The organism is Albidovulum sp. (genome assembly GCF_041919395.1).
Taxonomy (GTDB): domain Bacteria; phylum Pseudomonadota; class Alphaproteobacteria; order Rhodobacterales; family Rhodobacteraceae; genus Albidovulum.
Window position 1 is genome coordinate 1 of record NZ_JAYRTX010000060.1, and the last position, 20808, is coordinate 20808.

A 20808-nucleotide genomic window follows, 5' to 3' on the forward strand; every position below is an offset into this window, starting at 1 on the left:
CGCCGCAGGTCGCCCACCGCTATGACGACGACAGCTTCCTTTATGGAGACGACCGCGACTGGCGCCGCGACAGGCACCGCTGGCAGCATCGCACCATTCCCGCCGAATGCGTCCTTTCACTCAGGGGCTCGCGCGGTCCCCGCGACGTCGTCTCGGCCCGCTGCCTGACCGAGTTCGGCCTGCGCCGCGAGCTTCCGGCCGAATGTGCCTTCGAGGTCGATGCCGGCTGGGGCAGCCGCAAGGTCTACGGGACCCGGTGCCTGCGGCAGAACGGCTACCGGATCGCCGAGGCGCGTTGATCCTTTCGAGCAGACGGCGGAGGGGTCCCCCAACATCCCCCGCCGCACCTGGGGGCGGGCGCCTGCGTCCGCCCCTTTTTCCTGGATGCGCACCTTGCGACCGGCCAGGTTTCGCGCAAGGTGAGGCGATGACCCTTTCACCCGACCTTGCCTTCGAAGACGCCGCCCGCGCCCGCGGATGCCTGCGCGTCGCGGGGGTGGACGAAGTCGGCCGCGGCCCGCTTTGCGGCCCGGTCGTTGCGGCAGCGGTGCGGCTCGATCCGGAACGCGTCCCGGCCGGCCTTGACGATTCGAAGAGACTCGGCGCGGCGCGGCGCGCGGCGCTCTTCGAGCGGATTCTGGCCGTTGCGGACGTGTCCATCGCCGAAGCCAGCGTGGCGGAAATCGACGTGCTCAACATCCTTGAGGCAAGCCACCTCGCCATGCGCCGCGCCATCGCCGGCCTCGGCGAGCCGCCCGACCATCTCCTGATCGACGGCAACCGCGTTCCGCGCGGTCTCTCGATCAGCGCCGAGGCAATCGTGAAGGGCGATGCGCGCTGCGCCTCGATCGCCGCCGCGTCGATCGTGGCGAAGGTCTGGCGTGACCGGCTGATGGTGGATTTGGCGCAACAGCACCCCGGTTACGGCTGGGACAGAAATGCCGGATACCCGACGAAGGAACATCTCGATGCACTCCGAAATCTCGGTGTGACCCCACACCATAGGCGTTCCTTCCGGCCCGTGCACAACATCTTGTGCCAAGAGATTTCTGTAAGTCGTTGATTCAAAAAAGAATTTGACGGCGAATCACGGCTGACTCATCTTGGGTCCAACCAATCGGCGCCATAAGCCGGGGATGAGGCAGAGATGACGAAGTCCGTGACGAAGGGGGCGACCACCCTCCCGCTCAATCAAATTCTGGCCGGTGACTGCATCGATGTGATGCGGTCGCTTCCGGCGGAATCGGTCGATCTGGTCTTCGCGGACCCACCCTACAACCTCCAGCTTCGTGGCGACCTGCACCGGCCCGACAACAGCCGCGTCGATGCGGTCGACGACCATTGGGACCAGTTCGCCAGCTTCGAGGCCTACGACCGCTTCACCCATGACTGGCTCGCCGCCGCACGGCGGCTTCTCAAGCCCAACGGGGCGATCTGGGTGATCGGTTCCTATCACAACGTCTTCCGCATGGGGACCGAGCTTCAGAACCAGGGCTTCTGGATCCTCAACGACGTGGTCTGGCGCAAGGCGAACCCGATGCCGAACTTTCGCGGCAAGCGGCTGACCAACGCGCATGAGACGCTGATCTGGGCCTCCAGGGCGGAAGGCGCCAAGTACACCTTCAACTACGAGGCGCTGAAGGCTCTGAACGAGGGTGTGCAGATGCGCTCAGACTGGGTCATTCCGCTTTGCACCGGGGCCGAGCGGCTGAAGGACGAGGCCGGCGACAAGGCGCATCCTACACAGAAGCCCGAGGCGCTTCTGCATCGCATCCTGGTCGGGACGACAAACCCGGGCGACGTGGTGCTGGACCCCTTCTTCGGCACGGGCACGACTGGCGCGGTAGCCAAGATGCTCGGACGCGAGTTCATCGGAATCGAACGCGAGGACGCCTACCGCGCGGCGGCGGAGCGGCGCATCGCAAGGGTGCGCAAGTTCGACCGCGCCGCGCTGGAAACAACCACTTCGAAGCGGTCCGAACCGCGCGTACCCTTCGGCCAGGTGGTCGAACGGGGAATGCTGCGGCCCGGGGAGGAACTTTTCTCGCCCCGCGGCGGCATCGCCAAGGTCCGCGCCGACGGCACGCTGATCGGCGCCGACGTGAAGGGCTCCATCCATCAGGTCGGCGCGCATCTGGAAGGCGCCCCCTCCTGCAACGGCTGGACCTACTGGCATTTCCGGCGCGACGGCAAGCTGGTGCCGATCGACGTGCTGCGGCAGCAGATCCGTGCCGAGATGGAGGATGGCCGACCCCACTGATTTCAAGGTTACCGCCGGTGCCTGTGGCCTGAACCACGGCACGAACTGAACCCCGCCGGATTGCACCCCCGGCGGGGATTTTTTCGCTTCCGGGGCGCCGATCGCGAGAGGCATTCGGTGTCGACCGCATGCCCGGGCCTCCGGCGGGCGACTTGGGGCAACGAACAAAGGTCGGTTCAGCTCGCGCCCTTCGGCATCGGCAGGCGGCCGCGGTTATAGTCCGTCCAGTCGGCGATGTCCGGGTAGTGCCGCCGGCGCCACTCCCGGACGCGCGGATTCATCCGCCGTCGCCAGAGCGGCGGGATCATCGCCAGGGCAGTCATCGCCGGATAGCCGAGGGGCAGTTGCGGGGCTTCGTCGGGATCGTAGGTCTGCAGCAGCGGGAAGCGGCGATCGGGCTTGTAATGGTGGTCCGAATGACGCTGCAGGTTGATGAGCAGCCAGTTCGTCACGCGGTGGTCTGCGTTCCAGGAATGGCGGGGCAGGACATGTTCGTACCGCCCCTCGCCAAGGTGGCGGCGCGTCAGGCCGTAGTGCTCGACGTAGTTCACGAGTTCGAGCTGCCATATCGCGACCAGGGCCTGCCAGAGGAACAGGGCGAGACCTGCCCAGCCGCCGATGGCGAAGGCGAGGGCAAGCGCCACAAGCTGGAGCACGCCGTAGCGCCAGAAGGGGTTCGACCGATGCAAGGGCCCCCGGCCCGCCCGCGCGAGCATCTGCCGCTCGGCCCGCCAGGCCGATGCCGGACCCTCGGTCAGGACCCGCAGGAACATCCTCGGAAAGCCCTCGTTGTACCGCGCGGTCACGGCATCGCGCGGGGTGCCCACGTAGCGGTGATGGACAAGAAGGTGCTCGGTCCGGAAGTGGCTGTAGAGGACAGTGGCCAGGAGGAGGTCGCCGAGCCAGCGTTCCAGCCGGTTCTTCTGGTGCATGAGTTCATGCGCATAGGTGATTCCGACCGAGCCGGTGATGACGCCGACCCCGAAGAAGAGGACGGCTTTCTCCCAGGTGCCAAGATGATCGGCTTGAGTCACGTACCATATGAGCCCGTAAAGCGTGCCCGCCTGTACCGGGAACCAGATGATCGTGAGGAAGCGGTACCAGAACAGCCCATCCTCAGGCGTTTCGGTGTCGCCGTTCGCGTGGTTGAGTCCGGCGATGGCATCGAGGATCGAGGTGACGATCCAGCCGTAGACGGGCAGGAGGAACACCGTCCATCCGCCATGGACCGCGCCGGCAAGCGCGAGCGGGATCATAACCAGCGACAGCCAGAAGGGCAGCGCGGACGCGAGCCCGGTGATGTCTTTCGTTTCGGACATGGGCGATCCTCCCCGGTGTCGGGTATCACTCTAGCCTCCAGGGGCTTGCGCGCTCAATCGTCTGCCATGGCAGCCGACGCAAGGTCGTGGACCTTGCGCATGACGGTAGGGAGGTCGGCGGGGCGGAACTCCGCACGCGGGCGAAAGTGGCCGCGGTCCGGTGCGGCATCGAGAGGCAGGCGCGCCGTCATGACCGAAAGCCTGAGGTGGAAATGCGTGAACGTGTGGCGGACTTCGCCCGCGGCCATGCGCCAGGTGCCGGGAGCCGGCGGAGTGGAAATCGGCTCTGAACAGGCCCAATCAGTGCCGGGCCAGCCAAGCATCCCACCAAGAAGCCCGCGTTCGGGCCGACGTTCGACCAGCACCGCACCGTCCTCGCGGACGCCCACGAAAGCGACGCCTCGTCTTGTGGGCTTTTCCGCCTTCGCCGCCTTGAAGGGCAGGCTGGCGGCTGTCCCGGCGGCGTGACCGGCGCAGGCAGACCTGACCGGGCAGATGCCGCAGGCGGGGCTCCGGGGCGTGCAGATCGTGGCGCCGAGGTCCATCATCGCCTGAGCGAAGTCGCCGGGCCGTTCCCTTGGCGTCAATCGCGCGGCGAGGGCGGTCAGTTCCGGCTTGGCCGCGGGCAGCGGCGTCTCGACCGCGAAGAGCCGCGCAACCACGCGCTCCACGTTGCCATCGACGACGGTCGCGGGCTCGTCGAAGGCGATGGCGGCGACGGCGGCGGCCGTGTAGGGCCCGACGCCGGGCAGGGTGAGGAGCGCGTCGCGGCTTTCGGGAAACCGGCCGCCGTGTTCTCCGGCGACGACCCGCGCACATTTAAGGAGGTTCCGCGCACGGGCGTAGTAACCAAGGCCGGCCCACTCCGCCATGACCTCGCCATCCTCGGCCGCAGCCAGCGCAGCGACGTCCGGCCAGCGTTCAATGAAGCGGCGGAAGTAGTCCCGCACCGCCGCCACGGTCGTCTGCTGCAGCATCACCTCGGAAAGCCAGACGCGGTAGGGGTCGGGGCGCACTCCCGCGCTGCGCTCCTCCGGCCCGACGCGCCAGGGCATCACGCGGGCAGACCGGCCGTACCAGGCGAGAAGCGCCGGGGCGATCGTCACGTCACGCAATCTTTATGCCTCCGTGCTCCGCAAGCCAGTGGGCAAGGTCCTGCCGCTTCCCTAAGATAGCGGAGCGGGAAGGAAAGGACAGTGATGCAGGAGACCGGGACGAGGCCAAGACGCAGGGGGCGGGGATTCGAGCCGGCCGCGGGCCTTCTCAAGGACCGGATCCGCGCAGTGGGCGAATCCCGTGGCTTTGCGGTGTCACGACTCCTCACGCACTGGGCGGAGGTCGTGGGCGAGGAGATCGCCGCCATCGCGCTGCCGGTGAAAATCGGCTACGGCCGCGAGGGGATGGGCGCGACGCTGACGCTTCTGACCACCGGATCGGCCGCGCCGCTCCTGCAGATGCAGTTGCCGAAGATTCGCGAAAGGGTGAATGCCTGCTATGGCTACAACGCCATCTCGCGCGTGTCGGTGACGCAGACCGCGCCCTCGGGTTTCGCCGAGGGTCAGGTGGCCTTCAAGCCGGCCACGCACCCCGCCGCCCCGCCACCCGATCCCGCCACGCAGCGCGAGGCCGCGCGCGTGTCCGGCGATGTCCATGACCCCGTTCTCCGGGCGGCGCTTGAAGCTTTGGGCGAAAAAGTGTTGTCTCGCTCCGGACAAAGGAAAGGCTGACCTCATGTCGAAGACCTATCTCGTCGCCGGCGCGCTGGCGTTGTCCATGGCGGGCGGCGCCGTCTGGATCGGTCGCGGCGCGGCCACCTTGCCGGCGTCGCTGTCGATCGCGGCGGAAGCGCAGGAGGCGACGGCCTCCTCGGAGGTGGCGGCGGCGCCAGACATGATTCTCGGCCAGCTCAATGCGCCGGTGGAAGTGATCGAATATGCCTCCTTCACCTGCCCGCATTGCGCGCACTTCCATGAGACGGTCTTCGACGATCTCAAGAAGAATTACATCGACACCGGCAAGGTGAAGTTCGTCTACCGCGAGGTCTATTTCGACAAGTTTGGCCTCTGGGCCGGAATGGTCGCGCGTTGCGGCGGGCCCGAAAAGTACTTCCCGATCTCCGACATGATCTACGATACGCAGAAGCAGTGGATCGGCGACGGTCAGGCGAGCACGATAGCCGACAACTTGCGCAAGATCGGACTCAAGGCCGGGCTCGCGAAGGAGGCGATCGACGCCTGCCTGAACGACAACGACAAGGCCAAGGCGATGGTCGCGGCCTATCAGACGAATGCGACGAAGGACGGGATCGACTCGACGCCCTCCTTCGTGATCGACGGGCAGAAATATTCCAACATGTCGTACGAGGATTTCGCGAAGATCCTCGACGAAAAGCTGGCGAACTGACGCGATGACGCCGCTTGCCGGGCTGAAGGTCGTCGAGCTCGCGCGCATCCTGGCGGGGCCCTGGACGGGGCAGACTCTGGCCGACCTGGGCGCCGAGGTCATCAAGGTCGAGGCGCCCGAGGGCGACGACACCCGCCGCTGGGGTCCCCCGTTCATCGAGCGCGAGGGCGACAGGTCCGCAGCCTATTTCCACGCCTGCAACCGCGGCAAGAAGTCGGTGACGGCCGATTTTCGCGCGCCGGAGGGGCAGGTGTTCGTCCGCGACCTGGTCCGGGACGCCGATATCCTGATCGAGAACTTCAAGGTCGGCGGGCTCGCGAAATACGGGCTCGACTACGCGAGCCTGCGCGAAGTCAACCCGCGGCTCATCTATTGTTCGATTACCGGCTTCGGGCAGGACGGACCCTATGCCCATCGTGCCGGTTACGACTACATCATCCAGGGCATGTCCGGCTTGATGAGCGTGACGGGAGAGCCGGGCGGCCAGCCGCAGAAGGTCGGCGTGGCGGTCACCGACATCTTCACCGGCGTTTACGCCGCGACGGCAATTCTTGCGGCCGTCCACCAGCGGGCGCGGACCGGCGAGGGGCAGCATATCGACATGTCGCTCTTCGACGTTGCGACCTCGATCATGGCAAACCAGGCGATGAACTACCTCGCCTCCGGCAATCCGCCGATGCGGATGGGCAATGCACATCCGAACATCGTTCCCTACTCGGTCTTCGACTGCGCCGACGGATGGATCATCATCGCCACCGGCAACGACGGCCAGTACCGCCGATTCTGCGGCATCCTCGGGCTTCCGGCGCTGGCAGAGGCACCGGAATACCTGACGAACGCAGACCGTATCGCCAACCGGGCCACGCTGACGGCGCGCATAACCGAACGGACCCGGACCTTCAGCAAGGCCGATCTCCTCGCCGCCTGCGAGGCGGAGGGCGTGCCCGCCGGGCCGATCAACGACATGGGCGAGGTTTTCGCCGACCCTCAGATCGTCGCGCGGGGGATGCGCATCGCACCGGACGGCGTGCCGGGTGTCCGGTCGCCATTCACCTTCTCGGGCGCCGACCTCGCGCTCGACCGGCCGTCGCCGAAGCTCGGCGAGAACGATGCCGGATTGAAGCGGTAAGTTCGGTCAGAGCCCGAGGCGGTCGAGCGCGGCGTCGAGCGGCGCCCAGTCGTCGAGTTCCAGCCGGACGGGTACGCTCAGCACCTTCGGGCGGAAGTCCTGCGGCAGGCGGACGGCATCCTTCTCGGTGGTGACGAGCTGGGCGCCAAGCCCCGCCGCATCGGCTTCCAGCCGGTGCAGGATCGCGGGTGTGAGGGGCTGATGGTCATCAAGTGCGACAGTGCGGCAGAGCTCGGCGCCAAGCTCGCGAAGCGTGGCGAAGAACTTCTCGGGATGGCCGATTCCGGCGAAGGCGAGCACCGGCAGCCGCTCCCAGTCCATTCCGGTCTCGAGGGGCTTCAGTGCACCGGTCAGATGCGGAACGGTCAGGGCGGCACCCCAGGCCCGCGCGAACTCCGCCTGTTGCGGCGCGGATCCGATAGACAGCACGAAATCGGCGCGCCGCAGCCCCGCCGCGACCGGCTCTCGAAGGGGGCCGGCGGGCAGGCAAAGCCCGTTGCCGAACCCGCGGCCGGCATCGACCACGATAAGCGACAGGTCCTTGGCCAGTGTCGGATTCTGGAAGCCGTCATCGAGAAGGATCGCCCCTGCGCCCGCGGCTGCGGCGGCCCGCGCGCCGGCCGCCCGGTCCCGCGCGACCCAGGTGGGGGTAAACCCCGCCAGCAGCATGGGTTCGTCGCCGACATCCGCCGCGCTGTGTCGGCGCTCGTCGACCCTGACCGGCCCGGAAAGACTTCCACCGTAGCCCCGGCTGACGACATGCGCGAAGACGCCGCGTGCGGCGAGCCGCTGCACGAGCGCGACGACCGTCGGTGTCTTCCCCGTGCCGCCTACGCTCAGGTTGCCGACGCAGATCACCGGTACACCGACGCGCACTCCCGCTCTGTCGGCAAGACGACGCGCCGTCGCGCGGGCGTAGACACGACCCAAAGGCGCAAGAAGACGTGCGGCCCAGCCGGGTTGGTCGGGCGGTGTGAACCAGAACCGGGGCGCCTGCACCACCATCACGCGGCGACCTTTCCGGACGGACCGTCGAGCGTGGCGAGGACGATCTCGGCGACCCTGTCGGTCACTTCCGCGCCTCCGGACGACACCGCCCAGGCATTGTGCGCGAGAAGAGCGGCCCGGTCGGGTGCGATGAGATCAGCCACCGCGTCCGCAAGCGCCTCGGCACCGTTGACGAGCCGGGTCGCGCGGGCGTCGGCCAGAAGCGCGTAGGCATCCGGATAGGGCCCCGGGTGCGGGCCGTGAAGGATGGCCGAGCCGAGCGCTGCGGGTTCGAACGGATTGCGCCCAGTCCCGCCTGGGGAGAGCGTCCCGCCCATGAAGGTCACCGGGGCGAGTCGATACCAGAGGCCGAGTTCCGCCTCGCCATCCGCGAGAAAGACCTGCACGTCCGCCTCCGGTTCTTCCTCGCGCGATCGGCGGGCGACGACCCAACCCTCGCGTCCGATGCGGTCTGCCAGGGCATCGGCGCGCTGCGCATCGGCGGGCACGAGGATGAGCAGCATCCTGTGTGCCAGCCGCATCGCCCGCGCATGTGCCGCGATGACCGCCTCTTCCTCGGCTTCCGGGCAGGCGACGGCCAGCCACACCGGCCGCGTCGCCAACAATTCGGCGAGCGCCGCCCGCTCTGCCTCGCTGCCCGGAAGAGGTTCCGACGTCTCCTCGATCCGGCCGGCAATCTCGACCGGAAGCTGCCGCCCCCCGATCGCCCGGAGTCGCGCGGCGGTCTCGGGATCCTGTGCGAGCACGCGCGAAAACCGCGACAGGAGCGATGCAGCAAGCCCGCGCCGCCAGCGCCACTGACCGACATCCTCGGTGCCGAGGCGGATATCGGCAAGGATCAGCGGGATGCCGCGGTCATGCGTGCCGGCGATCAGCGCAGGCGGCAGCGTCGCTCCGGCGATCAGCGCCAGGTCCGGCCGCCAGTGGTCGAGGAACGCGGCGACCGACGGCACGCGCTCCGCCGGGGTGCGATCCGTCACCATCGTTCCGGGAAATCCGGCCGCGGTGGGCGACGCGTCTCCCTGCGCGGTGACAAGGAATGCGAGCCCCGGGCGCAGGTCGTAGAGCCGGCGCGCAAGCTGGGCGAGCCGTTTGAGGTTCGATCCGGCGCCGAGGTGCATCCAGACGAGTTTTCCGTCCGGTCGGCGGCCGCGCGCCGCGGCGGGCTCCGACCCGCCCCGGCTCGCGGCAAGAAGGTAGAGCGCAAGGGCGAGCGAACGCGCCATTTCCCCTCTGCTTCAGCCGCCGAGTTCTTCGGTCGGAGCGGTTTCGGTCGCCTCGTCCCGGAGGCGGTGGATATGGGCGATGAAGTAGCGCGTATGGGCGTCGTCGACCGTACGCTGCGCCTCCGCCTTCCAGGCGTTGTAGGCACTGGCGTAGTCCGGAAAGATTCCCACGACATGGATCGCCGTCGGGTCCTTGAAGACGGTCCGGTCCGGACTGACCAGTTCCCCGCCGAAGACGAGGTGAAGGCGCTGGGTCATGGGACTCTCCCGCGTGAAACGACATGTCGAAAGCCAACCTAAGCGATGCGTCGGGCCGCCTCAAGGCGCCGAGCCGCACAGGGTTGACCCGGATCAATGTTCTTGCAGGCATCCCGGTTAGGGTCGCATGGTGAGAACGTTTGCTTTGCTCGCCCGTGGGGAAGGTCCTGGCACCGATGACAATGGTACGATCGCGCGCCTGGACGGGCATCGCGCTTGGAGCGGTCGTGGCCGCGCTGGCGCTCAGGCTCTATGACCTCGACCTCCGCTCCGTCAGTCATCCGGAAGTCTACGTGCCCGGCATTCCCTTGCCACCCATCCATTCCGTCCCGCCGCCCCGGCTGAACTGGAGCGAGACACTGTCGATGCACTTTCACGATGAGCCGCATCCGATGGGCTGGTATCTCGCAATGTTTCTCTGGACCGGCCTTGCCGGCGTCTCGGAATGGGCGCTGCGCCTGCCGTCGGCCGTACTCGGGGCCGCATCCGTCTGGCTCGCCTTCGTGCTGGGCAGGCGTGCCTACGGCGCGCCCGCGGGCGCGCTTGCGGCAAGTCTCCTGGCCTTGCACGGCTTCCATCTGTTCCTCAGCCAGTCGGCAAGAATGTACGCCGCGGGGGCGTTCTTCGGTCTTCTGTCCACCGCGCTCCTGCTCGCCTTCGTCTACGGTTCTGGCCGACGAGGTCTGACGGGCGCAGGATACGTCCTGTCCGTCGTCGCGACCGCCGGATCGGTCGAATTCGTCTGGCCGCTTCTCGGCATCCAGATCGTATGGGCGACGCTGGCGCTGCCGATGCAGCCCTTTCGCTGGGGCGATCTGGTTCGCGCGCGGTTTTCCGGCGTCCATCCGGCGATCCAGCTGCAGGCCGTCGCCGTCATGCTCTCGGCTCCGGAGCTTCTCCATTCGGTCTATCGCGCGCGGCACGGCGCCGTCGAGCAAGCGGCGCCGGAGTTCCTCCGCGAGTACCTCACCTTCGGATTTCTCTTCGCGACGGATCGCAACGCCATGCCGGCCCTGGCGATTCCCATGGCTGCCGCCGTCGCGCTGCTGGTCGCCGGGCTTGGCCTCGTTGCCTGGGGATGCGTCACCCGCGCACGCCAGCCGAGTCCGGCGGGAGGCGGCGAGAACCTGCCGCGGTGGTTTCCCCCGGGCCTGGCCCTGGTCGTTTCGGGCTTCATGGTCTGGCTCGCGCGGATCGCCCTGCATCGAAACGAGGCCCTCATGGTGGTCAGCGCCGGGCCGATCCTCGCTCTCTGGCTGCCCGCGGCTGCCCAGGCATTGGGACACGGCCTGTCGCGGAGCGCATTGTTCGTCCGCTGGCGCGCCCAGACCGCCGGCCCGCGACTCCTTGTCATCCTGCTCGGTCTCGTCGCGCCGCTTATCCTTTTTGTCCTTTCGGCGAAGGTTGCCATCCTTGCGAGCCGCGCCTTCCTCATCTTCGTGCCCTACCTCGTGATCCTCGTTGCCGGGGCGGCCGCAGGTATTGGGGCGAGATTGCCGCGCCTGGGGGCGACGGTTGCCCTGATCGGGGCCTTTGCCGCGAGCGTCCCCTATTCCTTTGCCAAGCCGGGCTCGCCGCGCGACTACAAGTCCGTCGTGGCCGCGATGATGCCGTACTACCGGCCGGACGATCTGATCCTTGTTCTGGACAAGAGCTGGACAGAGGCACCGCTCTACTACTACCTGCCCGAGGCGCGCTACGTCTTCGCGGACTACGAAGCCGCGCTTCAGGGCAATCCCGACGCGCGGGTATGGCTGGTGACCTGGCCCTTCGAAGACATGCCCGTCGTCAACGATGACCGGCGTCAGGCCCTTGCCGCCTATCGGCGCGAGCAGCATGTGGAGGCGCTGCGGGCTTCGGCCGAGCTCTTCCTGCCGCCCGGTTACGGAGGTTAGGGAGATGCCCGGGTCTCGACGGTTTCCGCCGCCACGGTCCGCCGAACGCGCCTGCTAGCGCACGACGAATTCCGCGTGTAGTGCGCCCGCGACGTTGATGCTCTTCAGGATGTCGATCATGTCGCGCGGGGACACTCCGAGGGCATTGAGGCCTGCCACGACCTCCGACAGCGACGAGGCATCCGAGATCTCGGCCATGCCGATTCCGGGTTCCTCCTCGATCGCGGCGGAAGAGCGGGGCACGACGACCGTGTCGCCCTGGGCGAAGGGATTGGGCTGCACGACGAGCGGCGCCTCCTCGATCTTCAGGGTGAGGTTTCCCTGGCTGACCGCGACGCGGCTGATGCGGACGTCCGCCCCCATGACGATCGTTCCGGAACGCTGGTCCACCACGACGCGGGCGCGTCGCTCCGGTTCGATAAGCAGGTTTTCGATACGGCCGAGCGCATGTGCGGGCGAGCCCATGCGCGTTGCGCCGATGTCGAGCGCGACGGTACCCGCATCGGTCATTTCGGCAACCCGGCGCCCGAACTCCGCGTTGATCACCTCCTCGATCCGGCCGGCAGTGGTGAAATCGGGTGAGCGGAGCGCGAGGCGCACGGCGTTCAGCCCGCCGAAGTCGAAGGCGATCTCGCGCTCCACCCGCGCCCCTGCCGGGATGCTGCCGGACGTCGGCACCCCTTGCGTGACGCTCGCCGCCGCCCCCTCGGCCGAGGCGCCGCCGGCGATGATCGTTCCCTGCGCGACTGCATAGATCTCGCCGTCGGCGGCATTGAGCGGTGTCATCACGAGTGTCCCGCCGAGCAGGCTTTTTGCGTCCCCGATCGCCGAGACCGTGACGTCGATCTGACTGCCGGCGCGCGCGAAGGGAGGGAGCGTCGCGGTGACGAAGACCGCGGCCACGTTCTTCGGACGCATGTTCTCGCCCGTGACGTTCACCCCGAGCCGCTCGAGGATGTTGGCCATGATCTCCTCGGTGAAGGGCGCATTGCGCAGGCCGTCCCCGGTGCCATTGAGACCGACAACGAGGCCGTAACCGACGAGATCGTTGCCGCGCACGCCGTCGAATTCGACCAGGTCCTTGATCCGGACCGGCGTCGCCGCGGCAGCACCGGCAAGCAAGACCAGAGCGAAGGCGAGGAGCGTTCTCATCCGAGATAATCCGTGAGTGACAGGCGCGACAGACGCGCGGTGAGCGTGTAGAGCGTCTCAATCTGGGTCTGCACGGCCTGGATCGCAGTCGCCGTGTCGTAGGGATCGGCGGCGACGAGACCGTTCCGCGCGATCTGCAGCGCAGAAGCCTCGGCCGCATTGCGGGCGCTGGCGCCGGCGATCCGCGCTTCGACGGAGCCGACACGGGCGCGCACCGCCGCCATGTCGTTGCCGGCAGCGAGGAGCGCCTCGCCGGAACGCCGCAGCAGGACGGCCCGCCCTGCGTCATCGCCCGAAAGGGTGCCCTCGGCCACAAGCGCACCGAGAGCGAAGCCTTCGAGAAGATCCCGGATTGCCGGGTCCGCGGCCGTCAGGTCCATCGTGGCCGACTCGCCCGCGCCGATCCCGAAGGGCGCAAACGGCGCCGCAGCGCCGCCATATGCCGCGTCGAGGAATCCGCCGCCGCCGGACGGCGCGTCGAACCAGGCGGCGACGGCGGAGGCGACCCCCGCAGCGGTTACCTGGCCCGCGGTCGCGACGCCCAGCGCCGAAAGGATCGAATCGGCGTCGGCGATCGGTTTCCGGTCGGTTGCCGTTCCGGACAAGAGATACCGGTCGGCCACCTGGGTGTTCAGCGCCGAGACCACGGAGGCGAACTTCTGCCGCGCGTCCCCGGCTGTGGTGTCCATCAGCGTGGGGGTTCCGGTCGTTGCGGCGGAAAGGAGGCCGGGGCCCAGATCGGTCGCCAGTTCCTGCACGGTCTCCAGCGCGGACTGCACCGTCTGGGTCAGGAGTGCGGCCTCGTCGGTGGCGGTCTTGTAGGCCGCGAGCGTCGCGAGGGAGCGGTCGAGCCCGGCGAGCGCGCGGAAATCACCGGATACCGCCTCGGCGAGGTCGGAGCGGACGCCGGTCGTCATTTCCTCGGTCAGCCGGGCGAGGTGGGTCTGGAGCGCCGCGTTGTGGCGGCGCATCTGGTAGGCTTGGGCCAAGTCGCCGACGGAAAGGTAATGCATCGCTCAGAGCCCGATCAGTTGCTGGATGAGATCATCGATCACCTGGACCACACGCGCATTTGCAGCATAGGCCTGCTCGACCATCAGAAGGGTCTGCATCTCCGCGTCGGTATCGACGCCCTGGGCGAGCTGCATTTCCTTTAGCGCGTCGTGGCGGGCGGTGGCGAAGCTTTCGCGCGCCTCGGCGGACTGGCGCGAGATGGCGAACCCTGACAGGACATCGGCGGCAAGGCCGGAGGCGGATCGCGCTGCACCGACGAAGTTTCCGGACGCGGGAGAACGGGCTACCGACAACGCGGTGCCGAGGCTCTGAAGAAGCGTGGCATCGCCCACGCTACCCGGCGCGGCGGCACCGAGTCCGTCGCGAAGCCTCCAGAGCTGGCCACCCTGGCGCGGATCGACAAGCGCGTTCAGCGCGATGCGTCCTGCGAGGCCCTCCTCGATCAGGGGATCGAAAGCCGCACCGTTGTCGGTGAACAGTCCCGGCTGTCCGGGGCCGCGTGTCGGGTCGATTGCGGGACTTTCAAATCGCTCCACGAGATCACGGGCAACCGCGTCGAGTTGGACCTGCGCGGCCGGCGCGAGATCGTCCCGGATCGCGACGAGGGCGCCGAGCGTTCCGCCGCCGAGGGCACCGGAATCCGAGGATGGTACCGCGAGACCGTTGATCGTGAACCCCGAAAGGGCTCCTGATCCGATCGTCATGTCGGGGGTGATCACGCCTGCGGCCGAGAAGCCGATGACGGCAGGGTTGCCCTCGAGGAGGATCGCCCCGCCGGTGGTGTAGAGCGAGATCTGGTCATGCTCTCGCGCCACTTCTCGCACCGGAACGATTGCCGCCACCCGGTCCACCAGTGTCTGACGCTGGTCCATCAGCGCCGTCGCGTCGTGACCCGAGGCAGCGGCGGCGAGGATTTCGTCGTTGAGCCGGTCGATGCCCGAAAGCGACTCGTTCAGCGTGCGAACCTGTGCCGAGATCCCGGCATCGGCATTCATCCGTTCCCGCTGGAGGGCGTCGGACAGCGCATTGAGATGGCCGGCAAGTCCGGTCGCGGCATCGACGGCGCCTTGCAGCCGTGCCTGGCTGTCGGGCCGGCTCGCGGCCTGGATCAACGCCGACTCCAGCGTGGCGACGCGCGCTGACAGCGACCCCGCATCCTCCGGTGTGCCGGTCATTCCCTCGATCCGGGCCAGGAATCCGCTTTTGAGACGCGCATTCCCCGCCTCGCCGTCCGCAAGCCGGCGGTCGGTCAGGAGTGTGCGGTCCACGACGCGGGTCACGCCGTCGACCCTGACGCCGGCGCCGCGGCCACCCACCGACTGCGGCGAGAGGTGGAGCTCACGCCGCGCGTAGCCTTCGGTCAGCGCGTTCGAGACGTTGGACGACACGACGGAGGCGGCCCGGGCGGACGCCGTCAGCCCGGTGAGTGCATTCGCGAGCGATGCGGACAGGCTCATGCCTCAGCCTCCCGAGAACGTGCCAAGTTGCTCGTCCTCAGCGCTTGATGTTGGTGGTTTCCTGCAGCATCTCGTCTACCGTCTGGATGACCTTGGCATTCGAGGAGTAGGCGCGCTGCGTCTGGATCAGGGCCGTCAGTTCGGCGGCCACGTCGGTCGTGGAGCCTTCGCGCGCGTAGCCCACAATACCTCCGGTCGGGCCATCGCCCGCGTTCCACAGGTAGAAGGAACCGGAATCGGGCGAGACCCGGAAGGTCTGGTTGTTCATCGCGATCAAGCCGTTCGGGTTCGGAACGTCAACCACCGGGATGTGGTAGATCCGGCGCGTGAAGCCTGTGTCGTAGGTGGCGGTGATGTATCCCTGGTCATCGACCTCCACAGCCGTGAGGTTGCCGACCGGCGAGCCGTCCTTGGTGATCGAAGTCGGTGCAAAGCTGTCCGAGAGCTGCGTCAGCCCGTTGACGTCGCCAAGCTTGCCGATCGTCGCCGACAACGGTCCTCCGGCGACGGTTAGGTTGAGGGTTCCGGTCACGGGGTCATATGGGCCGCCGGTGAGCGTCGTGACCGAAGACAACGTGCCGCCATTCGCCCGCGTATCGTCGAACGTCAATGTGTACTGGCCGATCACGGCGCCTCCCTGGGCGGAGTCGCGGATCTCCATTGTCCAGGTGTTGGATGCGCCCGACGCCGGCAGGGTCGGCGTGAAGGTGATGTCGAGCGTTTCGGATGTGCCCAGGTTGCCGAAATACTCGATCGAGAGGGGAAGCGGTGTGCCCGCGCTGCCGTATTCGGTTTCGGTTGCGGGCAGATTGACGCCGAGGCTCATCGTGGTGGTCGGATCGCCGGCCGTCTGGTTGGCGTTGATAACCACCGGTTGCAGCCCTGCGACCGTGTCGCGCGGAAGGATCGGGATGCTGCCGTCCGCGTTGGCGGGCCAGCCGAGCAGGACGAGCCCGGATTCGGTCTTGAGTACGCCGTCGGCATCGGGACGGAAGGCACCCGTCGTAGTCATCATGAGCGCACGTTCGCCCCCGGTCGCGTCGAGTTCGGTCGTGACCGGAAGCATGCCTCGGCCGGCGACGGCGAGGTCGAGCGCGTTCGACGTCGCCACGAGGGCGCCGTGTTCGTCGATCAGTCGCGACGAAGATGCGCGCACCCCACCCGCCGAATAGGTGCCGGCGCTGCGCGCCTGGTTGATCACGAAGTTTTCGAAATCCGCCGAGGCGCGCTTGTATCCGTAGGTGCCGGAGTTGGCGATGTTGTCGGATATCGTCGCAAGCCGCGTCGCATTGGCGCTGAGACCCGCGACGCCGGCATTGAGTGAGGACGAAATGGACATGGTTGCCGCCTTTCTGCTGCTGTGTCCCGTCTTTCGGCCCACCTTGCAGCGCGGCGGCTTAACATCGCCCTAACGGATCAGATCCGGCGAACATTACCGGGTTGACCGCAGCAGAATGACTTCCAGGCGATTGTTGCGATGAGCCATCGGGTTCTTCGCGGCGGGGGCCCGGTCACCATGTCCGGTGACGCGCTGCACCCGCGCAGGCGCGAAGCCCTCGGCCTCGAGGAGCCTTCTCATCCGCATCGCGCGCGCGGCGGAGAGGTCCCAGGCGGGATTGTCGCGCAGAACGGCCGGAAGCGCCCGGATATGACCCTCGACGGCGACACCGTTCTTCACGAGGGCAAAGACTTTCACGAGGACGCCGGCCATCTCCTCGGTGATCGGCGCAGGTCTGTCGGTGTCGCCTTCGAAAAGCGGCTCGTCGTCAAGGTCGAAGAGCTCGACGATGAGTCCCTCGTCGGTCACGCGGGTCACGATGTGACGCGCCGCCTGTTCGCTGACCATGCTTTCGCCGCCGATGCCCATGAGGGCTTCTTCGATTCTCCGAGCCTCCTCGGCGAAGGCAGCGGCCGCGTCGGCGGTGTCGGCGCTGTCGGTGCCGGTCTGGCCGAGCGCCTGCCGCTCGGCCGAGGGGCGCAGGTTCGACGCGCCGGTGCCGTTCTGGGCGATCTGATCCTCCGAGAAGACGCTGTCGCCGCCGAACGACCCGTCACCGCCGCCCGAGATCCGGCTGAGCGGAATCGTCGGGCTGAAATAGTCCGCGATTCCCTTCCGCTGTTTTTCTGTCGTCGCGTTCAGCAGCCACATCAGCATGAAGAAGGCCATCATGGCAGTCACGAAGTCGGCATAGGCAACCTTCCACGCCCCCCCGTGGTGCCCGTCGCCGCCGACGACCTTCTTGCGCTTGATGATGACTGGCGCGGCATTCTTCTGCCTGGCCATTACACCACCCGTTCCTTTCACCCGGGAACAGGTCTAGCGCGCGAGGTTTAACACCGTCCTAATCCTCGTCGCCGGACGTCACGGCGAGGCTCAGCCGGCGCACCGCTTTTTCGCCTCGTCGAGCGCGGCGCTGACACCAAGGAGCGAGAACGTGTCCTTCGTCTGGGTGCCGCGACCGGAGCGCCCGGTCAGCACCGCCGAGGCGCCGGACTTCAGGGCGGCGATGATCTTCGCGTCGTCCTCCTTCGAACCCGACCAGGCCCATTCGCCTTCCGTGAACAGCTCGAAGGCCGTTCCGCCGATGTCGAGCGAGACCGTGGAGCCGCTGGCGAAGGGGTAGCCGCCGGAGAAGGAGACCTCGCCCTCGGCGACGCCTGGACGGTAGGTAACGAAAAGGAGGATGTCGCCCCTCCGGACCGACACGGCCTGGCCGTCCTTTGTGTTCACGGTTTCCTTTGGCGCGGTGACACCCCAGCATTCCTTGGGGTCTTCCTCGACGAAGACGCTCCAGTCCGTATTCGCCGCCACGCGGTTGGTGGACACCTGGGCAAGTGCGCCCGTTGCGGTGGAAATCGCAAGAAAGAGAGCGCCCGTCGCGCGCAAGATCGGTGAAGTCATGTCGTAACCTGCCTCCGCTGTCGTCGCCCCGGCGATCCCGCCCGCAATGACGACCCCTCGGGGGCCGGCGCCGCTTCGCGCGGCCGCTTTGGGCATGGCGGGAAACCCGTCAACTCGATATGCCGGTCTTAGCGCGAATCCCCGAGGCGGGAAAAGCCCCGGAGGCGGAAATTCGCGCAAAGGTGAGGGAAGATGCCGGCGATACCGATGATCGAACTCTGGCGCGGCGGGATGCTGGAAAGCGCCCATTCCGGGCATGCCGTTGTCTGCGACGCGCGCGGCGAGGTGGTGGAGGCCTGGGGCGATCCAGCGGCGGTCATCTTTCCCCGCTCGTCCTGCAAGATGATCCAGGCGTTGCCGCTTGTGGAAAGCGGCGCAGCGGATCGTTTCGGTCTTGGCAGCGCGCAACTTGCGCTCGCCTGCGCGAGCCACAATGGCGCGCATGTCCACACGGAGGCGGTCGGGCGCTGGCTGACGGGCCTGGGTCTCGGCGAGGCGGACTTGCGCTGCGGCACACAGATGCCGGACGATCCGGCTGCGCGGAAGGAACTGGTCTGTTCGGATGCCGCGCCCTGCCAGATCCACAACAACTGCTCGGGCAAGCATGCCGGCTTCCTGACGCTGACCAAGCACATGGGCGCGGGGCCGGAGTATGTCGAGCCCGACCATCCCGTGCAGCGGGCCGCAAGGGCGGCTTTCGAGGAGGTGACGGGCGAGGCCTCGCCGGGTTACGGGATCGACGGATGCTCGGCCCCCAATTTCGCGACTTCGGTGCACGGGCTGGCCCGCGCGATGGCCGGGTTCGCCGCGGCCAACCCCGAGGGCTCGGCACGCGAAAGGGCGGCGGCGCGGCTCTGGCGGGCGATGGTTGCATATCCCGATCTGGTCGCGGGAGAAGGCCGGGCCTGCACCAACCTGATGCGGGCCCTGGGCGGCAAGGCCGCGGTCAAGACCGGGGCCGAGGCCGTGTTCGTGGCGATCCTGCCCGAGCGGAAGCAGGGGATCGCGCTGAAGATTGTCGACGGCGGCACGCGGGCTTCGGAGGCCGCGATCACCGCGCTGCTGGTGCGGATGGGCCTGCTGGACGCCGCCGATTCCGTCGTCGGGAAGTACCTGACCGACCCCCTACGGAATCGGCGCGGCATCGCGGTGGGCGAGATGCGTCTGGCGCCCGGCTTCGCCGACTGATCCGAAGGCGCACCCAAAACGCCCGGTCGGGCGGCGGCACTTCACGTCGAGCGCGCGACCGGATCACGCGAAGTCGCCGGCGGCGTAGCCCTGGATATAGAGCAGCGCGGTCAGGTCGCCGTGGTTGATGCGGATGTCGCATTGCGCGGCGACCGATGGCTTGGCGTGGAGCGCGACGCCCGCGCCGGCCAGATGAAGCATCCCGAGATCATTGGCGCCATCTCCCACCGCAAGGACATCGGCATGGTCAATGCCGAGCCGGGCGGAAATCTCCTCCAGCGCGGCGACCTTCGCCTCGCGGCCGAGGATGGGGCGGGCGACGTCGCCGCTGAGGCGCCCGTTATCGGCCAGTAGCGTGTTGGCGCGGTGTTCGTCGAAACCGAGTTGCGCTGCGACGGACGCGGTGAAGGCGTTGAAGCCGCCAGAGACGAGCGCCGTGTAGCCGCCGTTCGCCTTCATCGTGGCGACCAGTTCACGGCCGCCCGGAGCCAGCGTGATGCGTTCGGCCAGAACCGTCCCGATGACCGCTTCGGGCAGGCCCCTGAGAAGCCCGACCCGTTCGAGCAGCGCGCCCTCGAAATCCAGTTCGCCGTTCATGGCGCGCCTGGTAATCTCGGCCACCCGCGGTCCGACCCCTGCCATGTCGGCCAGCTCGTCGATGCATTCCTGCCCGATCATGGTCGAGTCCATGTCGGCCAGAAGCATCTTCTTGCGGCGACCCCCGGCAGGCTGGACGACGAGGTCGACGCCGAGGCCCTGAAGCCCGGCCCACGCCTCCCAGCGATTCGCCGGTAGCGCCGGCAGTGGAAACTCCGCCGCGACGCCGCGGCTCAGCCAGCGCGCCTCGCCGCCGCCCCAGGCATTGCGCAGCGCCTCCACCGTCGCCCCGTCGAGATCGGCGCGGTCGGGGCTGGCGAGAAGGGTCACGATGAACATGGCAAAGTTTCCGATAGTGAACGCGTTGCGTCGGTTTCGGTCGGTCAAGCGGCGCTTTAGAGCACATTTCCGGCTTGTGCCAGCCTCCGGCGCCGTCTATCTCCGGCGGCGGGACACCCCTCCCCAACGAGGGGCGTATATCTGGAAGGATACCAGCAATGGTCAAGACGACTCCGGCCGCGCGGCCGGTAAATCCGCGCTTCTCTTCGGGCCCGTGCACGAAGATTCCCGGCTTTTCCCTCGACATGCTCTCGGACGCGCCGCTCGGACGGTCGCACCGTGCCGCCGTCGGCAAGGCCAAGCTGAAGGAGGCGATCGACCTCACCCGCGAAGTTCTGGGCGTGCCGGCGGACTACCGCATCGGCATCGTGCCCGCGTCGGATACCGGCGCGGTCGAGATGGCGCTCTGGTCGCTTCTCGGTGCGCGCCCCGTGGAGATGCTGGCCTGGGAAAGCTTCGGCGAAGGCTGGGTGACCGATGTCGTCAAGCAGCTGAAGCTGGATGCCACGGTGAGGAAGGCCCCCTATGGCGCGATCGTGGATTTCGCGACGGTGGATTTCGACCGCGACGTTGTCTTCACCTGGAACGGCACGACCTCGGGCGTGCGGGTGCCGAACGGCGATGCGATCCCGGCGAAGCGGCAAGGTCTGACGATCTGCGA

General features: G+C 67.7%; 19 protein-coding genes and 2 pseudogenes. 9 read left to right on the top strand and 12 right to left on the bottom strand.

The annotated features are described in order from the left end of the window. The 3 genes and pseudogenes from ACMUOO_RS11085 to ACMUOO_RS11095 form a co-directional block, all read left to right on the top strand. Window positions 1-299: pseudogene (locus ACMUOO_RS11085) on the top strand (hypothetical protein); the annotation flags it as partial. 128 nt (window positions 300-427) lie between these two features. After that, window positions 428-1063 carry a ribonuclease HII gene (locus ACMUOO_RS11090; protein WP_301918091.1) on the top strand — a complete coding sequence of 212 codons (636 nt, stop codon included), beginning with the start codon at window positions 428-430 and terminating at the stop codon, window positions 1061-1063. Between the two features lie 84 nt (window positions 1064-1147). Next, window positions 1148-2260, top strand: coding sequence for a site-specific DNA-methyltransferase (locus ACMUOO_RS11095; protein WP_301918090.1), 1113 nt, complete (start codon window positions 1148-1150; stop codon window positions 2258-2260). Between the two features lie 176 nt (window positions 2261-2436). Here the strand turns inward: ACMUOO_RS11095 and ACMUOO_RS11100 are convergent, their stop codons facing one another. Next, window positions 2437-3579 (bottom strand): alkane 1-monooxygenase, encoded by a 1143-nt coding sequence (locus ACMUOO_RS11100; RefSeq protein ID WP_301918089.1) that lies wholly within the window; start codon window positions 3577-3579, stop codon window positions 2437-2439. A gap of 53 nt (window positions 3580-3632) precedes the next feature. Continuing rightward, window positions 3633-4694: an A/G-specific adenine glycosylase gene (gene mutY, locus ACMUOO_RS11105; RefSeq protein ID WP_413855248.1), complete on the bottom strand. Its 1062-nt coding sequence runs from the start codon at window positions 4692-4694 to the stop codon at window positions 3633-3635. A gap of 84 nt (window positions 4695-4778) precedes the next feature. Between mutY and ACMUOO_RS11110 the strand changes: the two genes are divergently transcribed. From ACMUOO_RS11110 to ACMUOO_RS11120, 3 genes are read left to right on the top strand one after another with little or no spacing between them, the layout of a single operon-like run. Next, window positions 4779-5306, top strand: coding sequence for a DUF721 domain-containing protein (locus ACMUOO_RS11110; protein WP_301918088.1), 528 nt, complete (start codon window positions 4779-4781; stop codon window positions 5304-5306). A gap of 4 nt (window positions 5307-5310) precedes the next feature. Beyond that, complete coding sequence (locus tag ACMUOO_RS11115; RefSeq protein ID WP_301918087.1) at window positions 5311-5982, top strand: DsbA family protein; 672 nt, start codon at window positions 5311-5313, stop codon at window positions 5980-5982. Window positions 5983-5986: 4 nt separating this feature from the next. Next, window positions 5987-7111: a CaiB/BaiF CoA transferase family protein gene (locus ACMUOO_RS11120; RefSeq protein WP_301918086.1), complete on the top strand. Its 1125-nt coding sequence runs from the start codon at window positions 5987-5989 to the stop codon at window positions 7109-7111. Between the two features lie 6 nt (window positions 7112-7117). On the opposite strand, the gene lpxK is transcribed toward ACMUOO_RS11120, so the two are convergent. The 3 genes from lpxK to ACMUOO_RS11135 are packed head-to-tail and all read right to left on the bottom strand — an operon-like array spanning window position 7118 to window position 9603. Beyond that, window positions 7118-8110 (bottom strand): tetraacyldisaccharide 4'-kinase, encoded by a 993-nt coding sequence (lpxK, locus tag ACMUOO_RS11125; RefSeq protein ID WP_301918120.1) that lies wholly within the window; start codon window positions 8108-8110, stop codon window positions 7118-7120. Between the two features lie 5 nt (window positions 8111-8115). Beyond that, entirely contained in the window at window positions 8116-9345 is a 1230-nt protein-coding gene (locus ACMUOO_RS11130) for a 3-deoxy-D-manno-octulosonic acid transferase (protein WP_301918085.1), read from the bottom strand. 12 nt (window positions 9346-9357) lie between these two features. Then, on the bottom strand, window positions 9358-9603 hold the full coding sequence (locus tag ACMUOO_RS11135; RefSeq protein WP_301918084.1) for a DUF4170 domain-containing protein: 246 nt from the start codon (window positions 9601-9603) through the stop codon (window positions 9358-9360). Window positions 9604-9779: 176 nt separating this feature from the next. Here ACMUOO_RS11135 and ACMUOO_RS11140 point away from each other — a divergent pair, with 176 nt between their 5' ends. Beyond that, a complete protein-coding gene (locus tag ACMUOO_RS11140; protein WP_301918083.1) occupies window positions 9780-11498 on the top strand; it encodes a glycosyltransferase family 39 protein in 1719 nt (572 codons plus the stop codon). Window positions 11499-11552: 54 nt separating this feature from the next. Here ACMUOO_RS11140 and ACMUOO_RS11145 read toward each other — a convergent pair whose 3' ends face one another. The 6 genes from ACMUOO_RS11145 to ACMUOO_RS11170 form a co-directional block, all read right to left on the bottom strand. Continuing rightward, a complete protein-coding gene (locus ACMUOO_RS11145; protein WP_301918082.1) occupies window positions 11553-12650 on the bottom strand; it encodes a flagellar basal body P-ring protein FlgI in 1098 nt (365 codons plus the stop codon). Then, the gene (locus ACMUOO_RS11150; RefSeq protein ID WP_301918081.1) at window positions 12647-13663 is read right to left on the bottom strand and encodes a flagellin; all 1017 of its coding nucleotides are present in this window, start codon (window positions 13661-13663) and stop codon (window positions 12647-12649) included. The genes ACMUOO_RS11145 and ACMUOO_RS11150 overlap by 4 nt, the downstream gene beginning before the upstream one ends. A 3-nt stretch (window positions 13664-13666) precedes the next feature. Further along, window positions 13667-15121, bottom strand: a complete 1455-nt coding sequence (gene flgK / locus ACMUOO_RS11155; protein ID WP_301918080.1) for a flagellar hook-associated protein FlgK — start codon at window positions 15119-15121, stop codon at window positions 13667-13669. 37 nt (window positions 15122-15158) lie between these two features. Then, complete coding sequence (locus tag ACMUOO_RS11160) at window positions 15159-16460, bottom strand: flagellar hook protein FlgE (RefSeq protein ID WP_301918079.1); 1302 nt, start codon at window positions 16458-16460, stop codon at window positions 15159-15161. A gap of 93 nt (window positions 16461-16553) precedes the next feature. Further along, a complete protein-coding gene (locus ACMUOO_RS11165) occupies window positions 16554-17405 on the bottom strand; it encodes a flagellar motor protein MotB (protein ID WP_301918078.1) in 852 nt (283 codons plus the stop codon). 90 nt (window positions 17406-17495) lie between these two features. Continuing rightward, complete coding sequence (locus tag ACMUOO_RS11170; protein ID WP_301918077.1) at window positions 17496-18023, bottom strand: invasion associated locus B family protein; 528 nt, start codon at window positions 18021-18023, stop codon at window positions 17496-17498. A gap of 192 nt (window positions 18024-18215) precedes the next feature. On the opposite strand from ACMUOO_RS11170, the gene ACMUOO_RS11175 reads away from it, so the two are divergent. Then, entirely contained in the window at window positions 18216-19211 is a 996-nt protein-coding gene (locus ACMUOO_RS11175; RefSeq protein WP_301918076.1) for an asparaginase, read from the top strand. Window positions 19212-19274: 63 nt separating this feature from the next. Here ACMUOO_RS11175 and serB read toward each other — a convergent pair whose 3' ends face one another. After that, the gene (gene serB, locus ACMUOO_RS11180; RefSeq protein WP_301918075.1) at window positions 19275-20147 is read right to left on the bottom strand and encodes a phosphoserine phosphatase SerB; all 873 of its coding nucleotides are present in this window, start codon (window positions 20145-20147) and stop codon (window positions 19275-19277) included. Window positions 20148-20305: 158 nt separating this feature from the next. Between serB and ACMUOO_RS11185 the strand changes: the two are divergent. Next, window positions 20306-20808 (top strand): annotated as a pseudogene (locus tag ACMUOO_RS11185) (phosphoserine aminotransferase); the annotation flags it as partial.